This is a genomic window from Blastomonas sp., from assembly GCF_046294995.1.
Classification (GTDB): Bacteria; Pseudomonadota; Alphaproteobacteria; order Sphingomonadales; family Sphingomonadaceae; genus Blastomonas.
Genome location: NZ_JBKBOG010000004.1, coordinates 98,232 through 123,547, shown reverse-complemented (window position 1 = coordinate 123,547; position 25,316 = coordinate 98,232). Strand labels below are relative to the sequence as shown.

Genomic DNA, 25,316 nt, shown 5'->3' with positions numbered 1-25,316 from the left:
GGCCAATGGGGTTCAAGGCTTAAGGTTCAGGCCGGGTCCTGCTTGTCGAGGAAAACGAAATCCCGCTCAAGGCTCAACATATGGCCACCGCCATCGACGAAAAGCAACTGGCCCGTCGTCGCGGGCGCATCGGCAAGGTAGCGCACCGCACGTGCAATGTCTTGCGGGTCTGACAACCGGCCAAGTGGCATGCGTGCGGCCAGCCGTGCCATTTGCGCGTCGTCGAAGTCACTGGTCGCCAGTGTCAGACCAGGTGCCACGCCGTTGACCCGCGCCCTCGCGCCGAATGCACGGGCCAGCGTGCGGATCGATTCGGCCAGCGCCTGCTTGGACAGCGTGTAAGACAACTGGTCGCCATTGGGGTTGCGCACCCGCTGGTCGATGATCTGGACGATGGCGGGCTGTGCACCCTCCCCTGCTGCCGCGACCAGATCGCGCGCCAGCAAGACCGGCGCGAAGGTGTTGACCGCGAAATGATCGCCCAGCATCTGCGGGGTCATGCTCGCCAGATCGTCATAGTCGAACATCGATGCATTGTTGACCAGCAGATCGGGTGCGCGGCCGAAATGCGCCACCACCCGCGCGATCAGCGCGGCAGGCGCATCGGGCAGCGCCAGATCGGCGACGAAGCCGTGCCATTGGGTATCGCACGCCGCCAGCGTGTCCGCCAGTTCGGCATCGGGAACCGCATCGGAGTGCCCGTGCAGCGCCAGCGTCCACCCGGCGCGCGCCAGTTCGGCGGCGATGGCAGCGCCGACCCGGCGGCATCCGCCGGTGACGAGCGCAAGGCGCGACGTGTCCGCTTGCGGACTCATCTGCGGGTCCGGGACAAGGTGATGCCGATCGACTCGTTATGCTCGGCGATCGCCAGCTTGATGATCTTCACCGTCAGCCTGCGGATGCGCGGGTCCTGCAGGAACAATGTCTCGATGACATGATCGGCGACCGCCTCGATCAGCGTGAAGTGCACGCCCTGCGGCAACGCGGTCGACGCGGCGTGCTTCAAGTCCATATAGTTCTTGGATGCCGACAGCGGCGTATCGGGCGCATAATGGTACTGCGCCAGCATCTCGGCCTGGATGGTGAAGCGCAGCGGCTGGGGCAGCTTGGTCTCTTCCGAATAGATTCCGGTTAGCACGTTGACGTCGAAATCGGCGATCTCGAGGATCAGGCTGTCAGGGGTGGTGTCGGTCAAAATGGGTGGCCTGTTCTATAATATCTATTGCTCGTCACCCCCGCGAACGCGGGGGTCCCGCTAAACTTTGTAACCGCGGCGCAAAAGCGGGATTCCCGCGTTCGCGGGAATGACGATCCCGCGCGTTCGCAAATTGCGCGGGGCAACGCAAGCGTTCAACCGTTGGATCCCGGGTTCGACCCCACGTTGGACCAGCGCGCAAAGATCGCCGTCGGCAACAGTCGCCCGCCCGATTGCTCGCGCACCGCCAGTTCGCCGACCTCGATCGTGCCCGGCAGGTCCGCAAAATGCGCCGCGAGCAATTCGCCCAGCGCCAGCGCCGACATCCGCACCGCGTAGACCGTCAGGAACAGGCAGCGCGAGCGCTCATCGAGCAGCCTGCGGCAATCGGCGATCAGACCGGGCAGATGCTCCTCGAGCTTCCACACCTCGCCCTCGGGTCCGCGACCGAACTTGGGCGGATCGAGCAGGATCGCATCATAACGCTTGCCCCGGCGCACCTCGCGCGCGGCGAACTTGACGCAGTCATCGACCAGCCAGCGGATCGGAAGGTCTTCCATGCCCGACAAAGCGGCATTGACCCTTGCTGCGGCGACCGATTTCTTCGAGGCATCGACATGGGTCAGCTCGGCGCCCGCAGCCGCCATCGCCAGCGTGCCGACCCCGGTATAGCCGAACAGGTTGAGCGCGCGCGCCGCCCCCTCGCCCTGATGCGCGCCGATCTGCCCGCGCAGCCAGCGCCACACCGGGTCCATATCGGGAAAGAAACCCAGATGCCGGAACGGCGTGTTGAGCGCGGTCAGCCGCACCTCTTCCCACGCCAAGGGCCAGCCATCGCGCGGCACGTTGGGCTCAAGCTGCCACTTGCCGCCGCCATCCTCGTCCGATCCGGGGATGAACGCGCCATCGGCGTCCCAGTCGGGCAGCGTCGTCGGCCACATCGCCTGTGGCTCGGGACGGACGAAGCGGTACGGGCCATAGGCCTCGAACTTGCGCCCGCCGCCGCTGTCGATCAGCGTGTAATCCTCGCGCGGTTCGCCGATCAGCAGCACCGGTTGCGGATCGAGGACGGCCATCTGCGAACGTCAGCCCCGGGCGGGAACGGCGCGCGCGGCGATGTAGTCGCGCACGGTGGTGTAGTCGCCCGCCAGCTTGTCGAATTTCTCGGCGCGCTCGAACAGGTCGCCGACGCGCGCCGGCAGCCGCGGACGCAAACCGGTGGCGCGCTCGACCGCATCGCGGAACTTGGAAGGGTGTGCGGTCGCCAGCGTGACGCACGGGATCGCGCGATCGAGCAGGCCTGATTCCTGCATCCGGTGCGCGGCGCCAAGGCCGATTGCGGTGTGCGGGTCGAGCACTTGGCCCGCATCGTCCCACGCGCGGCGCATCGCGATGCCCATCTCTTCCGGATCGACACTGGCGCTGGCGAAAATGGCGCCTGCCCCTTCGCGCATCGCAGAGGTGAGCTGCATCGCCTTGCTCGTTTCAAAGCCCTGCATCCGCGCCGCGGTCAGCGCGCCATCGCGGCCTTCGAGATCGAACAGCAGCCGCTCGAAATTGGAGCTGACCTGGATGTCCATCGACGGCGCGGCGGTGGGGGTGACGCTGCCTGCCGAATAATCGCCCGCGCTCAGCGCGCGGTGGAGGATGTCGTTGACGTTGGTCGCGACCACCAGCCTGGCGATCGGCAGGCCCATCTGCGATGCGACATAGCCTGCGAACACATCGCCGAAATTGCCGGTGGGCACCGAGAACGCGACCGGACGGTGCGGCGCGCCCAGCTGCAGCGCGGCGGCGAAATAATAGACGATCTGCGCCATCAGCCGAGCCCAGTTGATCGAGTTGACCGCCGACAGCGTGAACTTGCCCGCGAAATCGGGATCACCGAACATCCGCTTCACCATCGCCTGCGCATCATCGAAGCTGCCATCGATCGCGATGTTGTGGACGTTGGGCGCAAGCACCGTGGTCATCTGCCGCCGCTGGACATCGGACACCCGGCCATCGGGGTGGAGCATGAAGATGTCGACCTTCTCGCGCCCCGCGACCGCATCGATCGCCGCCGAACCGGTATCGCCCGAGGTCGCACCGACGATCGTCAGGTGCGTGTCGCGGTTGCTCAGGAAGCGCTCGAACAGATGCCCGAGCAACTGCAGCGCGACATCCTTGAACGCCAGCGTCGGCCCGTGGAACAGTTCGAGCAGCCAGTTGCTCTCATCAAGCTGCGCCAGAGGGGTGATCGCCTTGTGCGAAAATCGCCCGTACGCCGCCTCGCAAAGACCATGCAGCTCCTGCTCGGTCAGGCTGCCTTGCACATAAGGCGCCATGATCTTGACCGCGAGATCGACGTACGACAGCCCCGCCATCGCGGCGATTTCGCTTGTCGTGAACTTCGGCCAGCTGCGCGGGACGTACAGCCCGCCATCGCTTGCCAAGCCCGCCAGCGTCACGCCCTCGAAATCGAGCGCAGCTGCTTTCCCTCTGGTGCTGATATAATCCATGGAAAGGCCCGTTAGCGGGCCTGCCTTCCGCTGGCAATGGGTGCGTCAGTCTTCCTGGTTCTCGAAGAACATCAGCACCGCCGGACCCTCCGGGGTGTCGATCTGGCCATGTTCGACAAAGCCGGCGCGGACATAGGCGCTGCGCGCGCGCTGGTTGTCGGGATCGGGATCGATGCACAGCACCCGCACGCCCTGCGCTGCAAGCTGCTTGGCGAGCATCGCCAGCAGCTTGGCGCCATGGCCCTTGCCGATCAGCGAAGGAACGCCGATGAAGCAATCGACCGCCCGTGCCCCTTGCGGCAGATCCTGCAGATGCTTCTGCGGCCAGGCGTGCACCTCGAAATGCTGGATATAGGCGATCGGGTGGCCATCGAGCATCCCGATCAGCTGCACCATATCGGGATTGTCCATGTCCTCTTCGATCAACGCGAGCTCATGGGCTGGGTCGCCCCACCACTTCTGCACCTCGGGCGTTTCCAGCCACGCCTCGAGCATCGGCAGGTCCGAATGGGTTACCCTGTGGAAGCCGTAATAATGTCCGCCCTGCATGCTCTCTCCTCGTGGCATCACCGGGACGATAATGTTTGCGTCCGCCGTGCGACTGCCAGACCATATATAACGGCAGCCAGCCCCGCGAATAAAAACCATTGTATCGCATAGGCCCAATGATTGTTGGGAATGTCCTCGGGCGATGGCGGCTGCACCGCTTCGAGCCCTGCGACAGGGGGCGCTGCGATGAGCCGGATCAGGTGCGCGCTATCGGGCGCGATGACGCCGCTGACCTGCCCGCCTTCCCAGACGGGATCGTCCGGGCGGAGCGACCAGCCCGCGACCACCTGTGCGCCCGGACCCTCGGCGCCGGTCGCGCAGGAGGCGATATGCACCCAGCCCGCCTGTCCGCGCGCATTGCGCCCGCTCGATGCGCGCCAGCCCGCGACCGACAGGCAGTTGACCGACGATTTGCGATACAAGGGAAGCACCTCGGCATTGGGCACCGCCGGCCATGCGATCGCCGGGCGATCGGACGCGGTGGCGTATTCTGAGAGCAGCGCCTCCTTCCACGCCATGCGCTGGAGCTGCCAGACCCCGAGCGCGATCATCACGCCGATGGCGATGCCGACAACCACGGTCGGCCAGAATGGCAGGCGCTTCATCGCTCGTCCTTCTCGTCGTGGTCCGCAATGCGGCCTTCACGCACTTCGGCGCGCGCTTCGTGGATCAGCATCGCTGCCTTGGAAACCCTGAGCGACAGCAGCACGAGTGCGCTGGTGATCGGTACCCAGAGCAGGATGTGCACCCAGAACGGAGGGCTGGCCTGCACCTGCAGCACCAGCGCCAAGGCGCACACGATCGCGCCGATGACCAGGATCAGGAAAGCTGCAGGGCCATCACCGACATTGTAGCTGGCAAAATCATGCCCGCAGGCGCGGCAGCGCGGAGCAAAGCGCACCCAGCCGTCAAACAGGGTGCGCGCGCCGCACGCGGGGCATTCGCCGAAAAGGGCAGCCTGGACGAGACCAGACTGCCCTTTTTCAAGGTGCGGATCATCCACGATGCCCGCACCGGTTCATTGGGTAAAGATCAATGCGTGACCGCACCCCAGCCGCCCCAGACATAAATCACGAGGAAGAGGAACAGCCACACGACATCGACGAAGTGCCAGTACCAGGCAGCTGCCTCGAAGCCGAAATGCTGCTTGGGGGTGAAGTGACCCTTATAGGCGCGCACCAGGCAGACGATCAGGAAGATCGTGCCGACCAGCACGTGGAAGCCGTGGAAACCGGTCGCCATGTAGAACGCTGAACCATAGTTCAGGTCCTTGAACGGGAACGGCGCGACCGAATATTCATAGGCCTGCACGCAGCTGAACACGATGCCCAGGATGATCGTGAGCCACAGACCCTTGATCAGGCCATCGCGGTCACCGTTGATCAGCGAGTGGTGTGCCCAGGTGACGGTGGTGCCCGAGCACAGCAGGATCAGCGTGTTGAGCAAAGGCAGTTCGAAGGCGTTGAGCACTTCGACGCCCTGCGGAGGCCAGGTTCCGCCGATGACGTCTGCGGTCGAAGGGAACAGCGAGAAATCGAACCATGCCCAGAACCAGCCAACGAAGAACATCACTTCCGATGCGATGAACAGGATCATCCCGTAGCGCAGGTGAAGCTGCACCACCGGGGTGTGATCGCCGGCATGCGCTTCCTTGATGACCTGTGCCCACCAGAAATAGAAAGTGGCCGCAACGGCAGCGACGCCGGCATAGAAAACTATGCCCATCGAATCCATGCCATGCATCCACAGGATCGCGCCCACAGCCATGAGCAACGCCGACATCGATCCCGCAAACGGAATGATGCTCGGCGGCAGAATGTGATAATCGTGGTTCTTTGTTCCGGCCATCGGTTCTGGTCCCTGTCGTCCCTAAAGCGTCTTCAAACTAAGCCCTTAACTGCCCTTATTCGCCTGGTCCAGCGGGTAAAAGGTGTAGCTGAGGGTTATCTCTTCGATATCCTTGGTCTCCGGATCGGTAAGGATCGCGGGGTCCACGTAATAGATCACCGGCATCCGCACTTTCTCGCCTGGAGCCAGCGTCTGCTCGGTAAAGCAGAAGCACTGGACCTTGGCGAAATAGCGCCCGGCTTGCACCGGAGTGACGTTGAACGTCGCGGTGCCGGTCACCGGCTTGCTCGACAGGTTCTCCGCCGTAAAGGCCGCCATGTCGCGCGCCCCGATGGTGATTTTCTCGGTCGGATTCTCGGGCTTGAACCGCCATGGCAGCGCCGACGACACGTTCGAATCGAACCGCACGACGATCTGCTTGTCGGTGACCGCAATTCCCGCCGCCGTCTGCTCGCTTACTTTCATCGTGGTGCCGCCAAAGCCGGTCGCCTCGCAGAAGATGCGGTACAGCGGAACCGCAGCATAGCCCATGCCGAGCATGCCGACCGCAAAGCACAATGCGATCAGCGCAGCCTTGCGGTTGCGGCGGGAAACTTCGGGAGACAGGGTCGCAGCGTTCATCCCCACACTCCGATCTTCACGATGGTGATGATATAGAACAAGGCGCACAGCCCGATCAGGATACCGGCCATGAACAGCGCGCGGCTGCGCTGGCGCGCGCGCAACTGGGCGAGCACCTCGGGATCGTTGAAATCGGGCGCCGGGGGCGTGCTGGTGGGCCGATCGCTCATGCCGCGATCACCGGAACCACGGCACGGTCGATGACCAGAGCGGTGAACACCATGAACAGATACACGATCGAATAGGCGAACAGCTGTTTTTCGGGTTTGAGAGCATCGCCTTCACCCGCGACGCGGAAGCCGACGCGCGCTGCCAGCACCACGAAGATGCCGGTCAGCACCAGCGCGGCGATGCCATAGGTCCAGCCGGTGAGCCCCAGCGCGAATGGCGCGAGCGCCGTCGCCAGCAGCACCAGCGAATAGCCGAAGACCTGATGGCGGGTCGATTTCTCGCCTGCGACATTGGGCATCATCGGGATGCCGACGCGCGCATAATCCATCTTCACGAACAGCGCGAGCGCCCAGAAATGCGGCGGGGTCCAGAAGAAGATCAGCGAGAACAACAGGATCGGCAGCATCGTGACGTCGCCGGTCACCGCAGCCCAGCCGATCACCGGCGGGAACGCGCCTGCGCCGCCGCCGATCACGATGTTCTGCGCGGTGTTGGGCTTGAGCCAGATCGTGTAGATCACGGCGTAATAGAAGATCGAGAACGCCAGGATGGCAGCCGACAGCCAGTTGACCGCCAGCCCCATGATGCACACCGAAAAGCCCGACAGCGCCAGGCCGAACTGCAGCGCCGCGTCGCGGTCCATGCGGCCGGCGGGAATCGGGCGCTTGGCGGTGCGCTTCATCAGCGCATCGAGATCGGATTCGTAATACTGGTTGAGCGCGGCAGCACCGCCTGCGCCCATCGCGATGCACAGGATCGCGACAAAGCCGATCACCGGATGAATATTGCCAGGCGCGGCGAGCAGGCCGCACAGTCCGGTGAAGACCACCAGGCGGATGACGCCGGGTTTGGTCAACGCCCAGAAATCGCGCCAGTGCGCGGGCATCAGCGCGCCATGAGGCGCGGGCAGGCTGCCCGGCTGGCGATCCATCTGCTGTGCGGCTTCGATCATGTCACTCAATACCCAAATGGCAAACCCCTCCCTATCCGGGAGGGGCTGCGGGCCGGTTCAGGAAAAACCCCTTACCGGCCCATTCAGTTGCCCGATCCGGGCCCGGCTTACTTGATGACGGGCAGCGTTTCGAACTGGTGGAACGGCGGCGGGCTGGACAGCGTCCACTCCAGCGTCGTGGCACCCTCGCCCCAGTAGTTGCCTTCGGCACGGCGTCCGGCAACCAGCGCATAGGCGATGTTGATGAAGAAGATCACCATGCCTGCCGCCATGATGGCGTAACCGATCGACGCGATCTCGTTCCAATAGGCGAATGCCTCGGGATAATCGGGATAGCGGCGCGGCATGCCCTGACGGCCCAGGAAGTGCATCGGGAAGAACAGGATGTTCACGCCGACGAAGAACACCCAGAAGTGCAGGTGACCCAGCAGCTCGTTGTAATGACGGCCGCTCATCTTGGGGAACCAGTAATAGAAGCCCGCAAAGATCGAGAACACCGCACCCAGCGAGAGCACGTAGTGGAAGTGCGCGACCACGTAGTACGTGTCGTGCAGGTTGTCATCGACACCGCCATTGGCGAGCACGACACCGGTCACGCCACCGACGGTGAACATGAAGATGAAGCCGAGTGCCCAGACCATCGGGGTCTTGAAGGTCAGCGAACCGCCCCACATCGTGGCGATCCATGAGAAGATCTTGATGCCCGTGGGCACCGCGATCACCATGGTCGCTGCGGTGAAGTACATCTTCATGTTGACCGACAGACCGACGGTGAACATGTGGTGCGCCCACACCACGAAGCCGACGACGCCGATGGCGACCATGGCATAGGCCATGCCGAGATAGCCGAACACGGGCTTCTTGGAGAAGGTTGCGATGATGTGGCTGATCATGCCGAAACCGGGCAAGATCATGATGTACACTTCGGGGTGGCCGAAGAACCAGAACAGGTGCTGGTACAGGACAGGATCACCACCGCCAGCGGCGTTGAAGAAGGCCGAACCGAAGTTGCGGTCGGTCAGCAGCATGGTGATGGCAGCGGCCAGAACCGGCAGTGCCAGCAGCAGCAGGAACGCGGTGACGAGCATCGACCACACGAACAGCGGCATCTTGTTGAGCGTCATGCCCGGAGCGCGCATGTTGAAGATGGTGGTGATGAAGTTGATCGCACCCAGGATCGACGAAGCACCGGCAAGGTGCAGCGACAGGATGGCGAGATCGACTGCCGGGCCAACCGAGCCGCTGGTCGAAAGCGGCGCGTAGACCGTCCAGCCGGTGCCGGCACCCAGGCCAGAACCGCCCGGAACGAAGGTCGAGCCGAGCAGCAGCGCGAACGCGGGGATCAGCAGCCAGAACGAGATGTTGTTCATCCGCGGGAAGGCCATGTCGGGCGCGCCGATCATGATCGGAACGAACCAGTTGCCGAAACCGCCGACCATCGCGGGCATGACCATGAAGAACACCATGATCAGGCCGTGCGCGGTGATGAGCACGTTCCACATGTGGTACGCCTGATCGAGGGTGGCTTCGCTGCCCTGCATCATGCTGGCCCAGCCCTGCAGATACTGCACGCCGGGTTCGGCGAGCTCCATCCGCATCAGGCCGGAAATGGCACCGCCGATGATCCCCGCGACGATCGCGAAGATCAGGTACAGCGTACCGATGTCCTTGTGGTTGGTCGACATGAACCAGCGCTGGAAGAACGCGGGTTTGTGGTCGTCATGCGCATGATCGTGGTCATGCAGATCGGCCGGGTTGGCTGCAATCGTGGTCATGGGGTTGCCCTGTCCTTACTGAGCGGCTGCAGGAGCGGCGGCGGCAGTGCCTGCGCCTTCTGCTGCGGGAGTGGTGGTGGCGGCTGCCGAAACTGCTGGAGCTGTGGCAGCGGCGGGATCGGCGGCGGCGACTTGATCGCTGGCAACGGTGCCGCCCTGCGAACGGACCCATGCGTCGAACCGGTCACGCGGCAGAGCCTCGATCGCGATCGGCATGAACGCGTGGCGCGCGCCGCACAGTTCGGAGCACTGACCGTAATACACGCCCGGCTCCTTGATGATCAGCATCTTCTCGTTCGAGCGACCCGGAACCGAGTCCATCTTGAACCAGAGCGAGGGCACCGCGAAGCTGTGGATCACGTCCGATGCGGTGGTGATGATGCGGATCGGCTCGCCGGCGGGAACGACCATGCGGTTGTCGACGGCCAGCTGGTGCGGCTCGCCGCTCTTGATCGCGTCTTCCTCGCTCAGCATGTTCGAGATGACTTCGAAGTCGCCGTTGTCGGGATAGGTATAGCCCCAGTACCACTGGTATCCGGTCACCTTGACGGTCACCGCCGATTCCGGCGCGGGTTTGTATTGCTTGGCGAGCAGGTCGATCGAAGGAACCGCGATGCCGACCAGGATCAGAACCGGGACCAAAGTCCAGATCACTTCGATCGTGGTGTTGTGCGTGACCCGCGAAGGATTGGGATTGGCGGCAGCGCGATAGCGGAACATCACCCACATCAGCAGGCCCAGAACGAGCAAGCAGATCGCGACGATGATCGGCAGCAGCACGATGGTGTCGAGCCAATAGGCATATTCGCCGAGTTCCGAATACTGGTCCTGGAAGTCGATGCCCTTGTCGACCGGCATGCCTTTGCCCGGAGTCGGTGCCATCGGGGTGTAGCTCGAATCGAGCCCACCGGCAGCGGCAGCGTCGGCCGGAGCGGCTTCGGCAGCCGTTGCAGCGTCAGGCGCAACCTGCGTGCTGGGAGCCGGAGCCGTGACCGGCGGAGCCGGCGGCGTCTGGGCCAGCGCAAGCGGCGCGGTAACGAGAACAAGGGCTGCGAAACCGATAGATTTCGTCCAAGATGCGAACGCCATTCGTAGAATGTCCCTGTATGGGCAGGGCATCCGTCCACGTCCCGTAGCGCCGGATCACTGCCGTGTTTGCGTCATAGCTAGCCGTGCCTATACGCAGGCTTGCCGCCAGTCTCAAGCCAATCTAGGGATATTTTTTGTGTTCCAGCGCATGCCGCCGCCCAATGGATGCAGCGACGCTACGTAAAAGGCTAAATACCATGCAGGACGAAGAGATTCTGGCCGAGTTCCGCGCCTGTCAGGCGTTGCTCGAGGGGCATTTCATTCTGTCGTCGGGTCTGCACAGCGCGCATTACCTGCAATGCGCGCGCGTTCTGATGGACCCGATGCGCGCCTCGCGGCTCGCCAGCGCGCTCGCCAGCCGGATGCCGCGCGATGTCCGCAGCCAGATCGAACTGGTCATTTCCCCCGCGATGGGCGGCCTTATAATCGGCCATGAAATGGGCCGCGCGCTGGGCGTCGAGGCGATGTTCGTCGAGCGCCCCACCGGCACCTTCGAACTGCGCCGCGGCTTTGCGATCAAGCCCGGGCAGAAGGTGCTGCTGATGGAAGACGTCGTCACCACCGGATTGTCGTCGCGCGAGGCGATTATGGCGGTCAATGCTGCGGGCGGCGATGTCATCGCGGCGGGCGCATTGGTCGACCGCTCGGCGGGCGAGGTTTCGCTGGGCGTTCCGTTCTTCCCGCTGATCTCGCTCAATTTCCCGAGCTACCCCGCCGACGCCCTGCCCGCAGACCTCGCCGCGACCCCTGCGACCAAACCGGGAAGCCGCAAGGACCCGCTTCCGGCATGACCCGGCACCTGCGCCTGGGCGTCAACATCGATCATGTCGCGACCATCCGCAACGCGCGCGGCGGCGATCATCCCGATCCGATGCGCGCGGTGCGGATCGTGCAAGCGGCGGGCGGCGACGGCATCACGGTGCATCTGCGCGAGGACCGGCGGCACATCCGCGACAGCGATCTCGACGCGATCATGGCGGGCGCCACGCTGCCGATCAATCTGGAGATGGCCGCGACCGACGAGATGCTGGCGATCGCATTGCGCCACAAGCCCCACGCCGCGTGCATCGTGCCCGAAAAGCGCGAGGAGCGCACCACCGAGGGCGGGCTCGATGCTGCGGGCTTGCACAACACGCTGACCCCGATCGTCCAGCGCCTGACCGACGCCGGGATCCGCGTCAGCCTGTTCATCGAGCCCGACGCGCGCCAGATCGATGCCGCGATGCGGCTCGGTGCGCCGGTGGTCGAATTGCACACCGGGCGCTATGCGCATCTGTGGCTGGACAACGACAGCGCCGGGATCGAAGTCGAGCTCAAACGCATCGCCGATGCCGCCGCGCTTGCCACCAAGAACGGCATCGAACCGCACGCCGGCCATGGCCTGACCTTCGACAACGTCCAGCCGATCGCGGCGATTCCCCAGCTCGCCGAGCTCAACATCGGCCATTACCTGATCGGCGAGGCGATCTTCGATGGTCTCGAAGCCAGCATCCGCCGCATGCGGCAGTTGATGGACGAGGCGCGGTGAGCTTCGGGACGACGCAGACTGGCGCCCCCAAAAGCCCTTTCCCCTTCAGGGGAGAGGGAAGAGCCGCGCAGCGGCGAAGGGAGAGGCGAAATCCGCTAACGTGGGTGCCTGCCCCTCTCCCAACCCTCTCCCCTGAAGGGGAGAGGGCTTTATGATCATCGGGCTGGGCTCTGACCTGTGCAACATCGAGCGGATCCAGAAGTCGCTCGATCGCTTCGGCGCGCGGTTCGAGCAACGCGTGTTCACCGATCTGGAGCAGGCCAAGGCCGCGCGGCGCCCCTTCACCAAGGCGGGCACGCTCGCCAAACGGTTTGCCGCCAAGGAAGCGTTTTCCAAGGCGGTGGGAACCGGGTTCAAGGCGGGGGTGTTCATGAAGGACATCGGCGTCGTCAATGCCCCGTCGGGCGCGCCGACCCTGAAACTCACCGGAGGCGCGAAGGCGCGGCTGGACAGCATGATTCCCGCGGGCCATAGCGCCTTTATTCATCTGACGCTCACCGACGATCATCCATGGGCGCAGGCATTCGTGATCATTGAGGCGCGGCCCATTGACTGACACTCCCCCGCCTCGCCCGGACCCGAAAGACAGCACCATGGCACCCGAAGCTTCCGACGCCGCAATCGAGCCGGACACCCTCCGCCGCACTCCGGCGCACGACGAGCCCAAGCCGATCAACTGGTTCGAGGAGATTCGCGGGCTGTTCCTGCTGCTGCTCGCGGTGCTGGCGTTCCACTCGCTGGTCGCCAAGCCGTTCTACATCCCCACCATGTCGATGATGCCCAACCTGCTGGTCGGCGACCGGCTGGTGGTCAGCAAATATCCCTATGGCTGGTCGTGGGTGTCGGTGTCGTTCCATCTGCTGCCGCCGATGAAGGGGCGGATCATGGGATCGACCCCCGAATATGGCGACATCGTCATCGCCACGCCCGAGGGCGCCAGCGCCGACTACATCAAGCGCGTCATCGGCCGCCCCGGCGACACCATAGAGGTGCGCTCGGGCCGGGTGATCCTCAACGGCGAGGAAGTGCCGCGCGCGGTGCAGCCCAACCTGCTGCTGCCGGTGGATATCAACTCGCCGTGCAACGCCAGCGATTTCCCGATGCTCAAGATGCGCGGCGCCGACGGCAAATATTATTGCGAGCTGCCGATCATCCGCGAGACGCTGCCCAATGGCGTGTCGTACAACACGATCGATCTGGGTCCCGATTATCCGCTCGACAATTACGGGCCTTATACTGTGCCCGAAGGCCATATCTTCCTGATGGGCGACAACCGCGACCGCAGCGCCGACAGCCGCGCCAGCCGCGAGGAACTGGGCCTGGGCGGCGCAGTGCCGCTCGAGAACATCGGCGGGCGTGCGGAAATCGTCACCTTCTCGCTCGACGGCAGCACCGGCTGGAATCCTGTCAGCTGGTGGGAGTCGCTGCGCGGTGAACGCGCGGGGACGAGCCTGCGCGCGGGCAAGGACTGAGGGTTTCGCTTCCAACAGTTTAATGCTGCGCCAATTACCCCCTCCCCCTTGATGGGGGAGGCAGCGGAGACTTGGCAGCTTGCTGCCTATGTCGCAGCGGTGGGGGTGACGGTGCGGCTGGGCGCAAGGGTTCGACGATCAGGCTGCGGCATGATCCGGAGAGATCACCCCCACCCAACCCTCCCCCATCAAGGGGGAGGACTTTAGCAGCGCTCAGCCCAGCTTGCGCTTGGCGAGCAGCATCTCGGCGATCTTGTAGGTGCGCTCGTTGTCGACATCGACCGCATAGGCGCCTTCGGTCAGCAGGAACGCGCGGATCTTGACCTTGAAGCGGCGCGAGATTGCCGCCATCGCGCCATCGACGGTCGACCAGCCCATCCGAAAGCGGATGAGGTTGAGGATGCCGAAGGCTTGCGCGATCCGGCCCTTGGTCTTGATGAACTGGCCGCCACCGCGAAACGCCTCGGCCGCACGGAACGAGGCGGCATCGCGCAGCCAATAGGCGTTGCAGTTCGATATCGCCATGTCCTTGAACTCGTAGAACCGCCGCTGCGCCTCGGGATGCTCGGCGAGGATCGAGGATTTCTCGGCGATCGCGATCACCGCCCCTGCGCCTTCGCGCATGCCGAAATCATGGATGGCGCGGATTTCCTCGGCGGTCACCAGCACGTTGTCGCCGGTGGTGATCAGCATCGGGAACGGGTCGGTGCCCTGCTTGCCGGCCTCCTCGATCACCGCCTCGATGCTCTCGACGATGCCGTCGCGCGACACGCTCATATGCAGGCGCCCCGCTGCGGTCAGCTCGGCGACGCCCGGAACGTCGGCGATCACCGCAGGATCGTGGATCGACACCCAGATCGGCGCATCCGCCCAGCCGTCCTTCACGCCTTCGATCACCCATTGCAGCAGCGGCTTGCCCTGGATCGGCACGTTGCACTTGTGCGTCACGCCTGCAGCCTCGGCCAGCGGATCGAGCTTGCCGTCGCGCTTGCCGGCGAGGATGAGAATGTGAGGAGATGACATGGATGCAGACCTTTCGCGCGCCCCCGCTAACGCCAGCGCCTATAGAGCCAGCTGCGAATGGTCACAACCCGGACAGCTTTCTTTCCTTTGGCCCCTCTTCCCTTTGCCGCGCCAGCCGTTAATGACAGCGCGGTTGAACTATCGCTGGGGAACGTTGCATGGGTGAAACGCTGAACATCGCGCTGGTCGGGCTTGGCACAGTCGGCGCGGGCGTGATCCGGTTGCTGGAAGAGAACGCGGCGCTGATCGCGCGGCGCGCGGGCAAGCCGATCCGCGTTGCCGCGATCACCGCGCGCGACCGCTCCAAGGACCGCGGCGTCGATCTGTCGCGCTATGAATGGGTCGACGACATGGGCGAGTTCGCCACCCGGCCCGATATCGATGTCGTCGTCGAGCTGATCGGCGGCGCCGATGGCCCGGCGCTGACGCTGGCCAAGGAAAGCATCGCCGGCGGCAAGGCGTTCGTCACCGCCAACAAGGCGATGGTCGCGCATCATGGCCTCGACCTTGCCCAACGCGCCGAAACCGCTGGCCTCGCGTTCAAATACGAAGCGGCGGTCGCAGGCGGCATACCCGTCATCAAGGGCCTGCGCGAGGGCGCAGCGGCCAACCGGCTCGAGCGGGTGTATGGCATCCTCAACGGCACCTGCAATTTCATCCTTTCGGCGATGGAAAAGACTGGCCAGGACTTTGCCGACGTGCTCGCCGAAGCGCAGGCGCGCGGCTTTGCCGAGGCCGACCCCAGCTTCGACATCGATGGCGTCGACGCCGCACACAAGCTCTCGATCCTCGCCGCGCTCGCTTTCGGCACCCAGCTCGATTTCGACGGGATCGAGCGCAGCGGCATCCGCAAGATCCTCTCGGCCGATATCGCGCAGGCCGATGCGCTGGGCTATCGCATCCGGCTGATCGGTATGGCCGAACTCGACGACAGCGATGGCGATCCGCGGCTGTTCCAGCGCGTCCACCCCTATCTGGTGCCGATGCACCACCCGCTGGCGCATGTCGACGGATCGACCAACGCGGTGGTGGCCGAGGGCAATTTCTCAGGCCGGCTGCTGTTCCAGGGCGCTGGTGCAGGCGATGGCCCGACCGCAAGCGCGGTCGTCGCCGACCTGATCGACATTGCGCGCGGCGAGATCGGCCCCGCCTTCTCGATGCCGGTACGCGAGCTCGATCAAGTAGGCCGCGCGCAAACCGGGCACCGCGTCGGCAAATGCTATCTGCGCTTCGAGGTCGCCGACCGCCCCGGCGTGCTCGCCGAGCTTACCGCCGCGATGCGCGATGCCGGGGTGTCGATCGAAAGCCTGATCCAGAAGGGCCGCAGCCCCAATGGCAGCGTATTGGTCGCGATGGTCACCCACGAAGGCCCCGAAAGCGCGGTCGCGGCAACCATATCGGGCCTCAAGGGTTCTGCCAGCCTGCACGCCGATCCGCTCGTCATCCACATCCTGGGAGACTGACCCCCATGCCATCCGGTCTCGCCGCCCTGCTCGACGATGTCGCGGCCCTGACGCGGCTTGCGGCGGTGTCGCTCGACGATGTCGGCGCTGCGTCCGCCAAGGCCGGCGCAAAGGCGGCAGGCGTGGTCGTCGATGACGCAGCGGTCACCCCGCAATATGTCACCGACTTCAAGCCCGAGCGCGAGCTGCCGGTGATCTGGCGGATCGCCAAGGGGTCGCTGTTCAACAAGTTCATCATCCTGCTGCCGATCGGGCTGCTGCTCAGCGCGTTCCTGCCCTGGGCGATCACGCCGATCCTGATGCTGGGCGGGCTGTACCTGTGCTTCGAGGGCGCAGAGAAAGTGATACACAAGCTGAGCCATCAGCAGGATGTCACGGAAGTTGTGGCCCAGGTGCAGGACATGTTCGCGCTCGAAAACCAGCGGGTCAGCAGCGCGGTGCGCACCGACCTGATCCTGTCGGCGGAGATCATGGCGATCGCGCTGTCCGAAGTCGCCACCCGGCCGATCGGCATCCAGGCCGCAGTGCTGGCAGTGGTCGGGCTGGTGATCACCATCGGCGTCTATGGCGCGGTCGCGCTGATCGTGAAGATGGACGACATCGGCCTGCACCTGGCGCAGAAACAATCCGCCGGGGTCCAGACCTTTGGCCGGGGGCTGGTCAAGGCGATGCCGGTGGTGATGTCGGCGCTGGCGATCATCGGCACCGCCGCGATGATCTGGGTCGGCGGGCAGATCATCATCCACGGCCTTGCGGTGTTCGGCATCGCCGGGCCGGAGCATCTGATCCACGATATCGCGGTCGCTGCGGGCGCTGCGGTGCCTGCCGTCAGCGGTCTGGTCGAATGGCTGGTCGGCGCGTTGTGCGCAGGCATCGTCGGCTTCATCCTGGGCAGCATCATCGCGTTCGCGCTAAAGGCGCTGCCGGGGAAGGCGCACTGAGGGGTTGCGCAACGTCCCTCGACTTCGCTCGGGAACACGGGACGGGGGTAACTGACCTTCAAGAAAATATTGCGATCCGCCGCAATCCCCGTGCCCCCCTCCCCCGCCTGTCCCGAGCGAAGTCGAGGGACGTACGCGCTACCGTCGCGCGTAAACATTGACCGCCTTGGGCTCCATCCAGGCCTCGCCGATCTTCGCGAACCCCAGCTTGCCCGCGACGTGCTCCGAAGCGCCGTGCCCCGGATCGATAATGCAGCGGATCTCGGGCGCGCCCAGCGCCTGGTCGGCCCATGCCATCACCGCGTCCATCGCCTCGCTGACCAGCCCGCGCCCCCAATAATCCGGCGCGATTGCCCAGCCCGCTTCGGGAAATCCCTCAAGCGCGGCGATCCCGCGCTCGAAATTGGCGAGCCCGCCGACGCCTACCAACGCATCGCTCTGCCGGTCGGCGAACAGCCAATAGCCATAGCCGGTGAGCGCCCACAGCCCGTGCATGCCGATGAACCGCGTCCAGCTTTCGTTGCGGGTGCGGGGGCTTCCGCCGATATACGCGGTGACGCGTTCGTCCGCCCACATCCGCGCATAGGCCTCGAAGTCACCGATCACCGGTGCGCGCAGCCGCAGCCGTTCGGTCTCGATCACCGGTATCGTCGTCATTTCGGCTCCCCGCTGCCGCCGACCGTCGACTCGCGCAGCCGTTCGGCGGCTTCGGCCTCGCGCGCCTTCCTCAGATATTCCTCGTCCACCTCGGGCAGTTTGGAAAAATCGATGAAATAGGCAGGCGGCGGCGGACAGGGCGGGATCATGCAGCCGCTGAAAGTCGCCTTGCCCTTGAAGATGCCGTCGCCCGCCACATCGGGCGCGGGCGGTGGTCCGCCGGTGGCGAGCCTGCCTTCGGTATCGGGCGGCACACGGAACTTCGCGCTCGGATCGGTCTCGCCGCACACGACGATATCCTGCCCCGCAGCGCCCGGCTGGCAGCGCTTGGCGCGCTCCTCCTTGCCGGTCCATTCGTCGGCCTTGCGAATCAGCTGCTTGACCTTCGCCTCGACGGGGTCGGCTTGCGCCTTCTCGGGTTCGGGCAGACGCGTATCATCCTGCGTCTCCTGCGCATGCGCGCCGGGCGCTATCGCGCACAGCGCCAGCGCGGCCAGGGCAGCAGACAACGGCCAACGCCGCACGTCCATTCTCGACAATGCAATAATGCTCCCTTATGGACCGGGCGCAATGCACCTAGCCTGGAACGCGACCGGTGCCCCACAACAGAAGGATGACCCGTCAGCCATGTCCAGCGCAAGCCCCAAAGCAACGCCGCCTGCAGAAACTCCGCAGCTTGACCGCGTCCTGGTGCTCGAGATGGTCCGGGTGACCGAGGCAGCAGCGATCGCGGCATCCAAGCTGATCGGCCGGGGTGACGAAAAGGCCGCCGACGCTGCCGCTGTCGAAGCGATGCGCGCGGCGCTCAACGGGCTGGATATCGACGGAACCGTCGTCATCGGCGAAGGCGAGCGCGACGAAGCGCCGATGCTGTACATCGGCGAGAAGGTCGGCCTGGGCAATGAAGGCGCGCCGCGCATCGACATCGCGCTCGATCCGCTCGAAGGCACCACGATCACCGCCAAGGCCGGTCCCAACGCGCTGGCCGTGCTGGCGATCGCCGAAAACGGCTGCCTGCTCAACGCGCCCGACGTCTATATGGACAAGATCGCGGTCGGCCCGGGCTATCCCGATGGCGTGATCGACCTCAACAAGTCGCCCACCGAAAACGTCGAGGCGCTCGCCGCCGCCAAGGGCGTCAAGCCTTCGGACATCATCGTGTGCGTGCTCGACCGCCCGCGCCATGCCGAAATGATCGAGGAACTGCGCGGCATCGGTTGCGGCATCATGCTGATCCCCGATGGCGATGTGGCCGGCGTGATCGCCACCACCAACCCCGAAACCACGATCGACCTGTATATGGGTTCAGGCGGCGCGCCCGAGGGCGTGCTGGCGGCTGCCGCGCTGCGCTGCGTCGGCGGCCAGTTCAAGGGCCGGCTGCTGTTCCGCAACGACGACGAGCGTGCACGCGCGCGCAAATGGGGCATCGAAGACTTGAACGCGATCTACGACCTTACCGATCTGGCCAAGGGCGACTGCATTTTCGCCGCCACCGGCGTCACCGACGGATCGCTGCTCGAAGGCGTCAAGCGTCGTCGTGATGGCGTGATGACCACCGAAACCGTGGTGATGCGCTCTTCCAGCGGCACCGTGCGCTGGGTCAAGGGCGAGCACCGCATCACCGAATAACAGTTTTAAGAATGGCGGCTGGCGCGGGGGGGGTGAATCCCCCGCCCCCCCGGCGGCACACCCGGGGGCGGGGCTGATCAGTCCCGCGCCAGCCTGCCGGCAAGCCGTGCGACCAGCTCGGCTTGCAAGGCTTCGTGCGCGTCGGGCCACAGGGCGTCCGCCTGCTCATAGCCCGCGCGGCGGCGCAGCGCCTCGACCAGCGCCTTGCGATCCTTTGCAGGCTCGGCCGCCAGTTCGAGCGCCAGCGCGTCGATGATCCATAAAGCCGCCCGCGACAGCGCATTTTCCTGGGAAATTTCGTGCGCCATGGGTTTGGGCCGTTCGATGACGTTTTGCATCATCGGCATGTGCGAACGATTATCATCCAGCCCAAGGTGGTTGACGCGAACATCGTCCATTTGTGACGAACGTCAGCCCTGCTGCGTATTTGCGCGCGCGCGTGTTACGGTATCTTCGGTGTCGTTTTGACCCAGGACCAGACCACTACGCGATTGTTCCATAACGGCTTTTGCATAATGGCGGCCCAATGGAGCCTCGTCTCCGCTGGCGAGCAGGACCAGCATCGCACCACTGGGCTTGCGCCGATAGCCGCGGATCGCCGAGCGCCGGCACAGCGCTGATCTGTGGATGCGGATGAAGTCAGAATGATCGAGCCCCGCCTCGATCGCGGCCAGCGTCATCCGCACCAGACCATGCGCCGAATCGCGCGCATGGATGCGCGCATAATTGCCCTCGGCCTCGATCCACTCGACCGCATCATGCGTGATCCGGACGGTTTGCCTGCCGGTCTTGACCCAGAAGCCATCGTCGATGTCTTGCGCACCGGTGGCGTCGTCGGGCTTGCCGGCTTGCGCCTGGGCCAGCGCAGCGCTGTACTGGACCGCCAGCCAGGCGGCGATGCCGGTGCCGAGATAGCCGCTCCACAGCAGGATCCAGCGCAGGTTGCGCGCCACCAAATTCTCGGTGCGGTGCGCCACCAGCAGATCCCACCCCGCCGCGATGACGAACAGCACCGCAACGCCCGGCAGCGCAACCATCAGCATCCGGCGCAGCCCGGGCATATCAGGCCGGAGCCGGTCGGCACGGCGAATGGCCAGCCAGAACACCGCCGTGCCCGCCAGGATCAGCACGATCCGCTTGGGATCGAGCAGATCGAACACATTTTCGGGGTTGAGCGAGGCGCGGAACGACGAGAGCGCGAAGGTCGAGACACAGAACAGCGCGGCCGCGTGCAGCGCCCCGTGCATCCATCCGCCTCCCGACGAACCCGTCGGCGCCGCTTGGGAGATCAACTTCATTCTAGCCGCGGTCCAATGCTTGCCCTATTGCGCCCTCGACAGGCCGCGCGACCAACGTTCCGTCAGCCCTCGCGGTTCCGGGATCAAGGGTCGCAGGTCGCGACTAACAGCCACGGGATGAGTTGAAATGGCCTTTTCGATCAACGGCTTCGATTTGCGACAGTTCGTGGCGGCGACTCTCGCAGAAGATCTCGGCCCCGATGCCATCGACGTCACCTCGCTTGCGGTGATCCCGGCCGATGCGCACTTTGCCGGCGTGATGGACGCGCGGCACGCGATGGTCGCAGCAGGCCTGCCGATCGCCGAGGCATTCTTCCGCGCGCTCGATCCCGAGTGCGAGGTCACGCTACTGGTCGAGGAAGGCGCGCAGGTTGCAGGCGGTACCGATTTGCTCCGCGTCTCGGGCAAGGCGCGCGCGTTGCTGACCGCAGAGCGATCGGCGCTCAACACCGTGCAGCATTTGAGCGGCATCGCCAGCCTGACGCGCACCTATGTCGATGCCATCGCAGGCACCGGCGCGGTGCTGCTCGACACCCGCAAGACCATCCCTGGCCTCAGGCTGCTCGAGAAATACGCGACCCGGATGGGCGGCGCGCAGAACCACCGGATGGGGCTATGGGATGCAGCGATGATCAAGGACAACCATGTCGCGGTCGCAGGCGACATCGGCGAGGCGGTGCGCCGTGCGGTCGCTGCCGGGATCGAGCGGATCATCGTCGAGGTCGATCTTGTCGAACAAATCGAACCCGCGCTGGCCGCAGGCGCGACCCATCTGCTGCTCGACAACATGGCGCCTGCCACGCTGCGCGGCGCGGTGACGCTGGTCGGTGGACGCGTGCCGTGCGAGGCATCGGGCGGCGTCACGCTAGAGACGATCCGCGCGATCGCCGAGACCGGGGTCGACTACATCTCGGTCGGGCGGTTGACGCAATCGGCGCCAGCGGCCGATATCGGGCTCGATTTCACCGCGCTCTGAATGCGCTGGCTCGCCCTGCTCGCGGCGCTGGCCACCCTGGGATCGGCCCCCGCGCTGGGCCAGGCGTATCAATGCCGCATGCCCGAGCGGCTCGGGCCGGTAGCGCCGCCAAAGCGTGGCCGTGACGATGTTCGCCGCGTCACCCCGGTCACCGGCTACACCCTCGCGCTCAGCTGGTCGCCCGAACACTGCAAGGGCCGCGAGGACCGACCCGGCGAAGCGCTGCAATGCAGCCGCAACTTCGGCGAGTTCGGCTTCGTGCTGCACGGTCTGTGGCCCGAGGAGGGGACGGCCGCCTACCCGCAATACTGCGCGCGCACGCCGGTTCAAGTGCCCCCCTCGGTGGTGCGCAAGACGCTGTGCGCCATGCCCTCGCAGCGGCTGATCGCGCATCAATGGGACAAGCACGGTGCCTGCATGGCGCGTGACCCGGAAAGCTATTTCCGCACGGCGACAAAGGTTTACCGCGCAATACAACTGCCCGAAATGGAACGCCTGTCGCGCGCCGCGCTGACCCACGGGATGCTCAGGCGCGAGATCGCACGGATCAATCCCGGCATGCCGACAGATGCCGTCACCGTCCGCAGCAATGCGCGCGGCTGGCTGCAGGAGGTGCGGATCTGCCTGGGCCGCGATTATCGCCCGCGCGCCTGCCCCGCTTATGTCCGCCAACCGCGCGGCGATACACCCCTGAAGGTGTGGCGCGGGCTCTAACTTAGCGGACGAGCACCTCGTCGCGCTGCAGCGCCTTGCGCCCCCAGACCAGCACGAACAGGCACAATGCGATGATGATCGCGAACGATTCGAGCGGCGCGACATTGTACAGCGCCACCCCGATGGCAGGCGCGACGATATAGGCCGAGCCGTTGATCGACGCGACGATGCCCGCCACCTGCCCCTGTTCGGCGCGGGTCACCGCCAGGGATGCGCCTGCGGTAAAGCCGGGACGGAACAGCCCAAAGCCCAGCGACGCGATCGCAAAGCCCAGAGCGATCGCATTGATGCTGGCGGAGAACGCCACCATGGTGCAGCCGACCGCAGCCAGCGCCATGCCCCACAGCGTCGAGTTGCGCGGCCCCATCTTAAGATACGGGATCAGCCCCCATTGCGCGAGCAAGGTTGCAAAGGCGCCTGCCATCAGCACCAGCCCGGTCGGCCCGGCAGCCAGCTCCGGCGTCGCGCGCAGATCAAGCCTGTCGAGCAGCATGAAGCCGATCAACCCCAGGATCATCGCGTTGGCGTGGCCGCCGACGACCCCGGTGATCAGCCATGGCCGCAGCCGCGCGTCGCGCCACGACAGCCGCTGCTCGGTGCTGCCTGCGGGCTTTGCATCGGCTTCGTCATGCTCGTCGGCATCGTAGACTTCGCCGGCCGCGCCCGAGCTCATCGGTTCGGACGTCAGGCGCCCGCGCACGGAATAGCTCGGGGCATCGTCGGGCAGCCGCCATTTCAGCGTGACCAGCACCAGCAGGCCGAAGGCTGCGAAGACGAAGAACGGGCTGGGCAGACCCAGAAACGGCAGGATGATCAGCGGCGCCAATGCGGGACCGATCACCGTCCCCAGACCGAACGACGACGAGATCATCGACAGCGACTGGGTCCGCTCCTGGCGGCTGGTGCGGGCAGCGACATAGGCCTGCACCGCAGGCGGTCCCGCCGACCCCAGCCCGCCATAAAGGCTGCGGAAAGCCGCAAAGATCAGCATCGTCCACAGGCCCGAAAGATAGCCATATAGCCCCGCCATCAGGGTCAGACCGCAAAACGCGAACGACGAGATGAATCCCAGCAGCCCCAGGTTCATCAACGCCTTGCGCCCGCGCCGATCGGAAAGGCGCGCCCAGCGCGGCGCGAAGATCATCCACAGCAGCGCCGACCAGCTATAGGCCAGGCTGACCCACACATCGGCGACGCCCAGCCGGGTGCCGATCGCCGGCATCACCGATTGCATCGCGGTGTTGCCGGCAGCGGTCACCAGCATCACCATGAACAGCAACGCCATGCGATCGGTGGGCAATTTCTGGCCGATGTCGATGCTTTCCGTCCGCGCGGGCATGTCGCTCATGGCCAGGCATAGCCCCGTTCGATCCGGGCGACGTGGAGCGTGTAATGCGCGTACCAGCGGTCGCGGCCAGCCTCGCGCGCGGCGCGGTGCTCGGGGTTGTCGCGCCATGCCTTGGCGCTGGCATCATCGGCCCAATAGCTCACCGTGATGCCGAAGCCATCGGCGCTGCCGGCATGGTCCATGCCCAGATATCCCGGCTGCTGCGCGGCAAGTGCATCCATCGCCGATGCTGCCACGGCATAGCCTTGCGCATCGTGCCCGCTCTTGTGCGCAGCGAAGATCACCGCGATGGCATCGGTCGCATGGATGCGGGAATCGGTGGACGCAGACATGGCAAATGCTCTACGCGCTGCTTCTGCACGTTGCAAAGTGTTGCTGTGGGCTGCGGGCAGATGATTGCTTTGCGTGCCTCAATCTGCAATTGTGACACCCTGTTGACAGGTAATCTGAGAGGTTTTCCATGCAATCCAACGACCTGGCCCAGCTGCCCTTGCGGCGGCGGATCAAGGCGCGCGCTGAGCGGCTGTTCGGGGCCTGGGGAGTTTTCGCCAGGGGTTTCATCAAGCACCCGGTGATGGTTGGCTCGATCGTCCCGTCCTCCGACCGGACGATCGCCAAGATGCTGGCGCCGGTGCAGTGGCAGGACGTCAAGCTGTTCGTCGAATACGGCCCGGGCGTCGGCACGTTCTGCCGGCCGGTGCTCGACAAGCTGCCGCGCAACGCGACCTTCATCGCGATCGACACCAACCCGGATTTCATCCGTTATCTGCGCAAGACCATTCCCGACAGCCGCTTTATCGCGGTGCACGGATCGGCTGCCGATGTCTGCGAGATCATTGCCAGCCATGGTTTCGACCACGCCGATTACGTCCTGTCCGGCCTGCCGCTTTCGACGCTGCCCGGCACCGTCGCCGACGACATCGCCAAGGCGACCCACAGCGCACTCAAACCCGGCGGCGCCTTTCTGGTCTATCAGTTCAACACTTTCACCAGCCAGCTGATTCGCCCCTATTTCGATCGGATCGACCGGGGCTATGAATTCTGGAACGTGCTGCCCTGCCACCTGTTCTGGGGCTGGAAGGCTGCGGCGGCGGATGCGCCCGAACGCACCCATCATTGACTTTGCGGCGGTCAGCCGCTAAGGCCCGCCTTTCCCTGATAATCTGACAGAGTCTGGAGCCCGTTCATGGCGCGCGTTACCGTTGAAGATTGCATCGACAAGGTCACCAACCGGTTTGATCTCGTTCTGCTCGCTGCCCAGCGTGCGCGCGAAATCAGCGGCGGTGCCGAACTGACCATCGATCGCGATCGCGACAAGAACCCCGTCGTGGCGTTGCGCGAAATCGCCGACGAAACCGTGTTCCCCGCCGAGCTCAAGGAAGGCCTGATCGTCTCGCTGCAGAAGGTCCAGGTCGACGACGACGACATGCCCGATGAAATCGGCTCGCTGAGCCTCTCGGCAGAAGCGCTGCGCCTCACCGCATCGGCCCCTGCCCGCACCACCAACATGGGCAGCGACTTCGAGGGCTGATCCTTCGAGGCGATTGCAAGTTTACGAAAAGGCCG

At 65.0% G+C, this 25,316-nt stretch carries 31 protein-coding genes; 11 read left to right on the top strand and 20 right to left on the bottom strand.

From position 1 onward, the window contains the following. Positions 1-26 precede the first annotated feature (26 nt). From ACK4R0_RS07630 to coxB, 13 genes are all read right to left on the bottom strand, one after another. The gene (locus tag ACK4R0_RS07630; RefSeq protein WP_409672613.1) at positions 27-815 is read right to left on the bottom strand and encodes an SDR family oxidoreductase; all 789 of its coding nucleotides are present in this window, start codon (positions 813-815) and stop codon (positions 27-29) included. Beyond that, positions 812-1,195, bottom strand: coding sequence for a dihydroneopterin aldolase (locus tag ACK4R0_RS07625; RefSeq protein WP_409672610.1), 384 nt, complete (start codon positions 1,193-1,195; stop codon positions 812-814). The genes ACK4R0_RS07630 and ACK4R0_RS07625 overlap by 4 nt, the downstream gene beginning before the upstream one ends. A 155-nt stretch (positions 1,196-1,350) precedes the next feature. Then, a complete protein-coding gene (locus ACK4R0_RS07620) occupies positions 1,351-2,271 on the bottom strand; it encodes a class I SAM-dependent methyltransferase (protein ID WP_409672608.1) in 921 nt (306 codons plus the stop codon). A gap of 9 nt (positions 2,272-2,280) precedes the next feature. Further along, positions 2,281-3,696 carry a threonine synthase gene (gene thrC, locus ACK4R0_RS07615; RefSeq protein WP_409672605.1) on the bottom strand — a complete coding sequence of 472 codons (1,416 nt, stop codon included), beginning with the start codon at positions 3,694-3,696 and terminating at the stop codon, positions 2,281-2,283. 45 nt (positions 3,697-3,741) lie between these two features. After that, positions 3,742-4,245 carry a GNAT family N-acetyltransferase gene (locus ACK4R0_RS07610; RefSeq protein WP_409672602.1) on the bottom strand — a complete coding sequence of 168 codons (504 nt, stop codon included), beginning with the start codon at positions 4,243-4,245 and terminating at the stop codon, positions 3,742-3,744. Between the two features lie 17 nt (positions 4,246-4,262). Next, positions 4,263-4,850 carry an SURF1 family protein gene (locus ACK4R0_RS07605; protein ID WP_409672599.1) on the bottom strand — a complete coding sequence of 196 codons (588 nt, stop codon included), beginning with the start codon at positions 4,848-4,850 and terminating at the stop codon, positions 4,263-4,265. Further along, positions 4,847-5,248, bottom strand: a complete 402-nt coding sequence (locus tag ACK4R0_RS07600) for a DUF983 domain-containing protein (RefSeq protein ID WP_409672596.1) — start codon at positions 5,246-5,248, stop codon at positions 4,847-4,849. The genes ACK4R0_RS07605 and ACK4R0_RS07600 overlap by 4 nt, the downstream gene beginning before the upstream one ends. 29 nt (positions 5,249-5,277) lie before the next feature. Then, positions 5,278-6,093, bottom strand: coding sequence for a cytochrome c oxidase subunit 3 (locus ACK4R0_RS07595; protein WP_409672593.1), 816 nt, complete (start codon positions 6,091-6,093; stop codon positions 5,278-5,280). Positions 6,094-6,138: 45 nt separating this feature from the next. Next, a complete protein-coding gene (locus tag ACK4R0_RS07590) occupies positions 6,139-6,714 on the bottom strand; it encodes a cytochrome c oxidase assembly protein (protein ID WP_409672590.1) in 576 nt (191 codons plus the stop codon). Then, complete coding sequence (locus ACK4R0_RS07585; protein WP_409672587.1) at positions 6,711-6,884, bottom strand: hypothetical protein; 174 nt, start codon at positions 6,882-6,884, stop codon at positions 6,711-6,713. Before ACK4R0_RS07585 ends, ACK4R0_RS07590 begins: the two co-directional genes overlap by 4 nt. Then, positions 6,881-7,816: a heme o synthase gene (locus tag ACK4R0_RS07580; protein WP_409672809.1), complete on the bottom strand. Its 936-nt coding sequence runs from the start codon at positions 7,814-7,816 to the stop codon at positions 6,881-6,883. Before ACK4R0_RS07580 ends, ACK4R0_RS07585 begins: the two co-directional genes overlap by 4 nt. Positions 7,817-7,944: 128 nt before the next feature. Next, positions 7,945-9,612: a cytochrome c oxidase subunit I gene (gene ctaD / locus ACK4R0_RS07575; protein ID WP_409672585.1), complete on the bottom strand. Its 1,668-nt coding sequence runs from the start codon at positions 9,610-9,612 to the stop codon at positions 7,945-7,947. Positions 9,613-9,627: 15 nt separating this feature from the next. Then, positions 9,628-10,701 (bottom strand): cytochrome c oxidase subunit II, encoded by a 1,074-nt coding sequence (coxB, locus tag ACK4R0_RS07570; protein ID WP_409672582.1) that lies wholly within the window; start codon positions 10,699-10,701, stop codon positions 9,628-9,630. 197 nt (positions 10,702-10,898) lie between these two features. Between coxB and pyrE the strand changes: the two genes are divergently transcribed. From pyrE to lepB, 4 genes are all read left to right on the top strand, one after another. Further along, the gene (gene pyrE / locus ACK4R0_RS07565; protein ID WP_409672579.1) at positions 10,899-11,492 is read left to right on the top strand and encodes an orotate phosphoribosyltransferase; all 594 of its coding nucleotides are present in this window, start codon (positions 10,899-10,901) and stop codon (positions 11,490-11,492) included. After that, positions 11,489-12,229, top strand: a complete 741-nt coding sequence (locus ACK4R0_RS07560; protein WP_409672576.1) for a pyridoxine 5'-phosphate synthase — start codon at positions 11,489-11,491, stop codon at positions 12,227-12,229. Before pyrE ends, ACK4R0_RS07560 begins: the two co-directional genes overlap by 4 nt. Before the next feature lie 151 nt (positions 12,230-12,380). Continuing rightward, complete coding sequence (gene acpS, locus ACK4R0_RS07555) at positions 12,381-12,785, top strand: holo-ACP synthase (protein WP_409672573.1); 405 nt, start codon at positions 12,381-12,383, stop codon at positions 12,783-12,785. Between the two features lie 37 nt (positions 12,786-12,822). Then, positions 12,823-13,701 carry a signal peptidase I gene (lepB, locus tag ACK4R0_RS07550; RefSeq protein WP_409672570.1) on the top strand — a complete coding sequence of 293 codons (879 nt, stop codon included), beginning with the start codon at positions 12,823-12,825 and terminating at the stop codon, positions 13,699-13,701. 213 nt (positions 13,702-13,914) lie between these two features. Here lepB and ACK4R0_RS07545 read toward each other — a convergent pair whose 3' ends face one another. Next, complete coding sequence (locus ACK4R0_RS07545; protein ID WP_409672567.1) at positions 13,915-14,724, bottom strand: spore coat biosynthesis protein F; 810 nt, start codon at positions 14,722-14,724, stop codon at positions 13,915-13,917. A gap of 158 nt (positions 14,725-14,882) precedes the next feature. Here ACK4R0_RS07545 and ACK4R0_RS07540 point away from each other — a divergent pair, with 158 nt between their 5' ends. Next, the gene (locus ACK4R0_RS07540) at positions 14,883-16,187 is read left to right on the top strand and encodes a homoserine dehydrogenase (RefSeq protein ID WP_409672564.1); all 1,305 of its coding nucleotides are present in this window, start codon (positions 14,883-14,885) and stop codon (positions 16,185-16,187) included. 5 nt (positions 16,188-16,192) lie between these two features. Continuing rightward, positions 16,193-17,128 carry a DUF808 domain-containing protein gene (locus ACK4R0_RS07535; RefSeq protein ID WP_409672561.1) on the top strand — a complete coding sequence of 312 codons (936 nt, stop codon included), beginning with the start codon at positions 16,193-16,195 and terminating at the stop codon, positions 17,126-17,128. A 138-nt stretch (positions 17,129-17,266) separates the two neighbouring features. Here the strand turns inward: ACK4R0_RS07535 and ACK4R0_RS07530 are convergent, their stop codons facing one another. After that, positions 17,267-17,785 carry a GNAT family N-acetyltransferase gene (locus ACK4R0_RS07530; protein WP_409672559.1) on the bottom strand — a complete coding sequence of 173 codons (519 nt, stop codon included), beginning with the start codon at positions 17,783-17,785 and terminating at the stop codon, positions 17,267-17,269. Beyond that, the gene (locus ACK4R0_RS07525; protein WP_409672556.1) at positions 17,782-18,294 is read right to left on the bottom strand and encodes a hypothetical protein; all 513 of its coding nucleotides are present in this window, start codon (positions 18,292-18,294) and stop codon (positions 17,782-17,784) included. The genes ACK4R0_RS07530 and ACK4R0_RS07525 overlap by 4 nt, the downstream gene beginning before the upstream one ends. A gap of 118 nt (positions 18,295-18,412) precedes the next feature. On the opposite strand from ACK4R0_RS07525, the gene glpX reads away from it, so the two are divergent. Further along, complete coding sequence (glpX, locus tag ACK4R0_RS07520) at positions 18,413-19,414, top strand: class II fructose-bisphosphatase (protein WP_409672553.1); 1,002 nt, start codon at positions 18,413-18,415, stop codon at positions 19,412-19,414. Positions 19,415-19,491: 77 nt separating this feature from the next. Here glpX and ACK4R0_RS07515 read toward each other — a convergent pair whose 3' ends face one another. Continuing rightward, on the bottom strand, positions 19,492-19,761 hold the full coding sequence (locus ACK4R0_RS07515) for a hypothetical protein (RefSeq protein WP_409672550.1): 270 nt from the start codon (positions 19,759-19,761) through the stop codon (positions 19,492-19,494). A 63-nt stretch (positions 19,762-19,824) separates the two neighbouring features. Then, a complete protein-coding gene (locus ACK4R0_RS07510) occupies positions 19,825-20,661 on the bottom strand; it encodes a LytR/AlgR family response regulator transcription factor (RefSeq protein WP_409672547.1) in 837 nt (278 codons plus the stop codon). 178 nt (positions 20,662-20,839) lie between these two features. Here ACK4R0_RS07510 and nadC point away from each other — a divergent pair, with 178 nt between their 5' ends. Together nadC and ACK4R0_RS07500 are read left to right on the top strand one after the other, a co-directional pair. Continuing rightward, positions 20,840-21,688, top strand: a complete 849-nt coding sequence (gene nadC, locus ACK4R0_RS07505) for a carboxylating nicotinate-nucleotide diphosphorylase (RefSeq protein WP_409672544.1) — start codon at positions 20,840-20,842, stop codon at positions 21,686-21,688. Further along, complete coding sequence (locus ACK4R0_RS07500) at positions 21,689-22,402, top strand: ribonuclease T2 family protein (RefSeq protein WP_409672541.1); 714 nt, start codon at positions 21,689-21,691, stop codon at positions 22,400-22,402. Position 22,403: 1 nt separating this feature from the next. Here the strand turns inward: ACK4R0_RS07500 and ACK4R0_RS07495 are convergent, their stop codons facing one another. Together ACK4R0_RS07495 and ACK4R0_RS07490 are read right to left on the bottom strand one after the other, a co-directional pair. Then, on the bottom strand, positions 22,404-23,750 hold the full coding sequence (locus ACK4R0_RS07495; protein WP_409672538.1) for an MFS transporter: 1,347 nt from the start codon (positions 23,748-23,750) through the stop codon (positions 22,404-22,406). After that, a complete protein-coding gene (locus ACK4R0_RS07490; protein WP_409672536.1) occupies positions 23,747-24,082 on the bottom strand; it encodes an antibiotic biosynthesis monooxygenase family protein in 336 nt (111 codons plus the stop codon). The genes ACK4R0_RS07495 and ACK4R0_RS07490 overlap by 4 nt, the downstream gene beginning before the upstream one ends. Before the next feature lie 128 nt (positions 24,083-24,210). Between ACK4R0_RS07490 and ACK4R0_RS07485 the strand changes: the two genes are divergently transcribed. Continuing rightward, the gene (locus ACK4R0_RS07485) at positions 24,211-24,870 is read left to right on the top strand and encodes a class I SAM-dependent methyltransferase (protein WP_409672533.1); all 660 of its coding nucleotides are present in this window, start codon (positions 24,211-24,213) and stop codon (positions 24,868-24,870) included. Between the two features lie 66 nt (positions 24,871-24,936). Beyond that, positions 24,937-25,281: a DNA-directed RNA polymerase subunit omega gene (gene rpoZ / locus ACK4R0_RS07480; protein WP_409672530.1), complete on the top strand. Its 345-nt coding sequence runs from the start codon at positions 24,937-24,939 to the stop codon at positions 25,279-25,281. Positions 25,282-25,316: the final 35 nt, after the last annotated feature.

Coding starts and splice junctions, on each gene's coding strand:
- lepB (WP_409672570.1), top strand. CDS start 12,823: ATGGCACCCGAAGCTTCCGACGCCGCAATCGAGCCGGACACCCTCCGC.
- ACK4R0_RS07485 (WP_409672533.1), top strand. CDS start 24,211: ATGCAATCCAACGACCTGGCCCAGCTGCCCTTGCGGCGGCGGATCAAG.
- rpoZ (WP_409672530.1), top strand. CDS start 24,937: ATGGCGCGCGTTACCGTTGAAGATTGCATCGACAAGGTCACCAACCGG.
- ACK4R0_RS07530 (WP_409672559.1), bottom strand. CDS start 17,785: ATGACGACGATACCGGTGATCGAGACCGAACGGCTGCGGCTGCGCGCA.
- ACK4R0_RS07605 (WP_409672599.1), bottom strand. CDS start 4,850: ATGAAGCGCCTGCCATTCTGGCCGACCGTGGTTGTCGGCATCGCCATC.
- ACK4R0_RS07560 (WP_409672576.1), top strand. CDS start 11,489: ATGACCCGGCACCTGCGCCTGGGCGTCAACATCGATCATGTCGCGACC.
- ACK4R0_RS07495 (WP_409672538.1), bottom strand. CDS start 23,750: ATGAGCGACATGCCCGCGCGGACGGAAAGCATCGACATCGGCCAGAAA.
- ACK4R0_RS07595 (WP_409672593.1), bottom strand. CDS start 6,093: ATGGCCGGAACAAAGAACCACGATTATCACATTCTGCCGCCGAGCATC.
- ACK4R0_RS07540 (WP_409672564.1), top strand. CDS start 14,883: ATGGGTGAAACGCTGAACATCGCGCTGGTCGGGCTTGGCACAGTCGGC.
- ACK4R0_RS07585 (WP_409672587.1), bottom strand. CDS start 6,884: ATGAGCGATCGGCCCACCAGCACGCCCCCGGCGCCCGATTTCAACGAT.
- coxB (WP_409672582.1), bottom strand. CDS start 10,701: ATGGCGTTCGCATCTTGGACGAAATCTATCGGTTTCGCAGCCCTTGTT.
- ACK4R0_RS07535 (WP_409672561.1), top strand. CDS start 16,193: ATGCCATCCGGTCTCGCCGCCCTGCTCGACGATGTCGCGGCCCTGACG.
- ACK4R0_RS07510 (WP_409672547.1), bottom strand. CDS start 20,661: ATGCACGGGGCGCTGCACGCGGCCGCGCTGTTCTGTGTCTCGACCTTC.
- thrC (WP_409672605.1), bottom strand. CDS start 3,696: ATGGATTATATCAGCACCAGAGGGAAAGCAGCTGCGCTCGATTTCGAG.
- glpX (WP_409672553.1), top strand. CDS start 18,413: ATGTCCAGCGCAAGCCCCAAAGCAACGCCGCCTGCAGAAACTCCGCAG.
- ACK4R0_RS07490 (WP_409672536.1), bottom strand. CDS start 24,082: ATGTCTGCGTCCACCGATTCCCGCATCCATGCGACCGATGCCATCGCG.
- ACK4R0_RS07500 (WP_409672541.1), top strand. CDS start 21,689: ATGCGCTGGCTCGCCCTGCTCGCGGCGCTGGCCACCCTGGGATCGGCC.
- ACK4R0_RS07620 (WP_409672608.1), bottom strand. CDS start 2,271: ATGGCCGTCCTCGATCCGCAACCGGTGCTGCTGATCGGCGAACCGCGC.
- ACK4R0_RS07580 (WP_409672809.1), bottom strand. CDS start 7,816: ATGGATCGCCAGCCGGGCAGCCTGCCCGCGCCTCATGGCGCGCTGATG.
- ACK4R0_RS07630 (WP_409672613.1), bottom strand. CDS start 815: ATGAGTCCGCAAGCGGACACGTCGCGCCTTGCGCTCGTCACCGGCGGA.
- ACK4R0_RS07515 (WP_409672550.1), bottom strand. CDS start 19,761: ATGCCGATGATGCAAAACGTCATCGAACGGCCCAAACCCATGGCGCAC.
- ACK4R0_RS07545 (WP_409672567.1), bottom strand. CDS start 14,724: ATGTCATCTCCTCACATTCTCATCCTCGCCGGCAAGCGCGACGGCAAG.
- ACK4R0_RS07610 (WP_409672602.1), bottom strand. CDS start 4,245: ATGCAGGGCGGACATTATTACGGCTTCCACAGGGTAACCCATTCGGAC.
- ACK4R0_RS07590 (WP_409672590.1), bottom strand. CDS start 6,714: ATGAACGCTGCGACCCTGTCTCCCGAAGTTTCCCGCCGCAACCGCAAG.
- ctaD (WP_409672585.1), bottom strand. CDS start 9,612: ATGACCACGATTGCAGCCAACCCGGCCGATCTGCATGACCACGATCAT.
- acpS (WP_409672573.1), top strand. CDS start 12,381: ATGATCATCGGGCTGGGCTCTGACCTGTGCAACATCGAGCGGATCCAG.
- nadC (WP_409672544.1), top strand. CDS start 20,840: ATGGCCTTTTCGATCAACGGCTTCGATTTGCGACAGTTCGTGGCGGCG.
- pyrE (WP_409672579.1), top strand. CDS start 10,899: ATGCAGGACGAAGAGATTCTGGCCGAGTTCCGCGCCTGTCAGGCGTTG.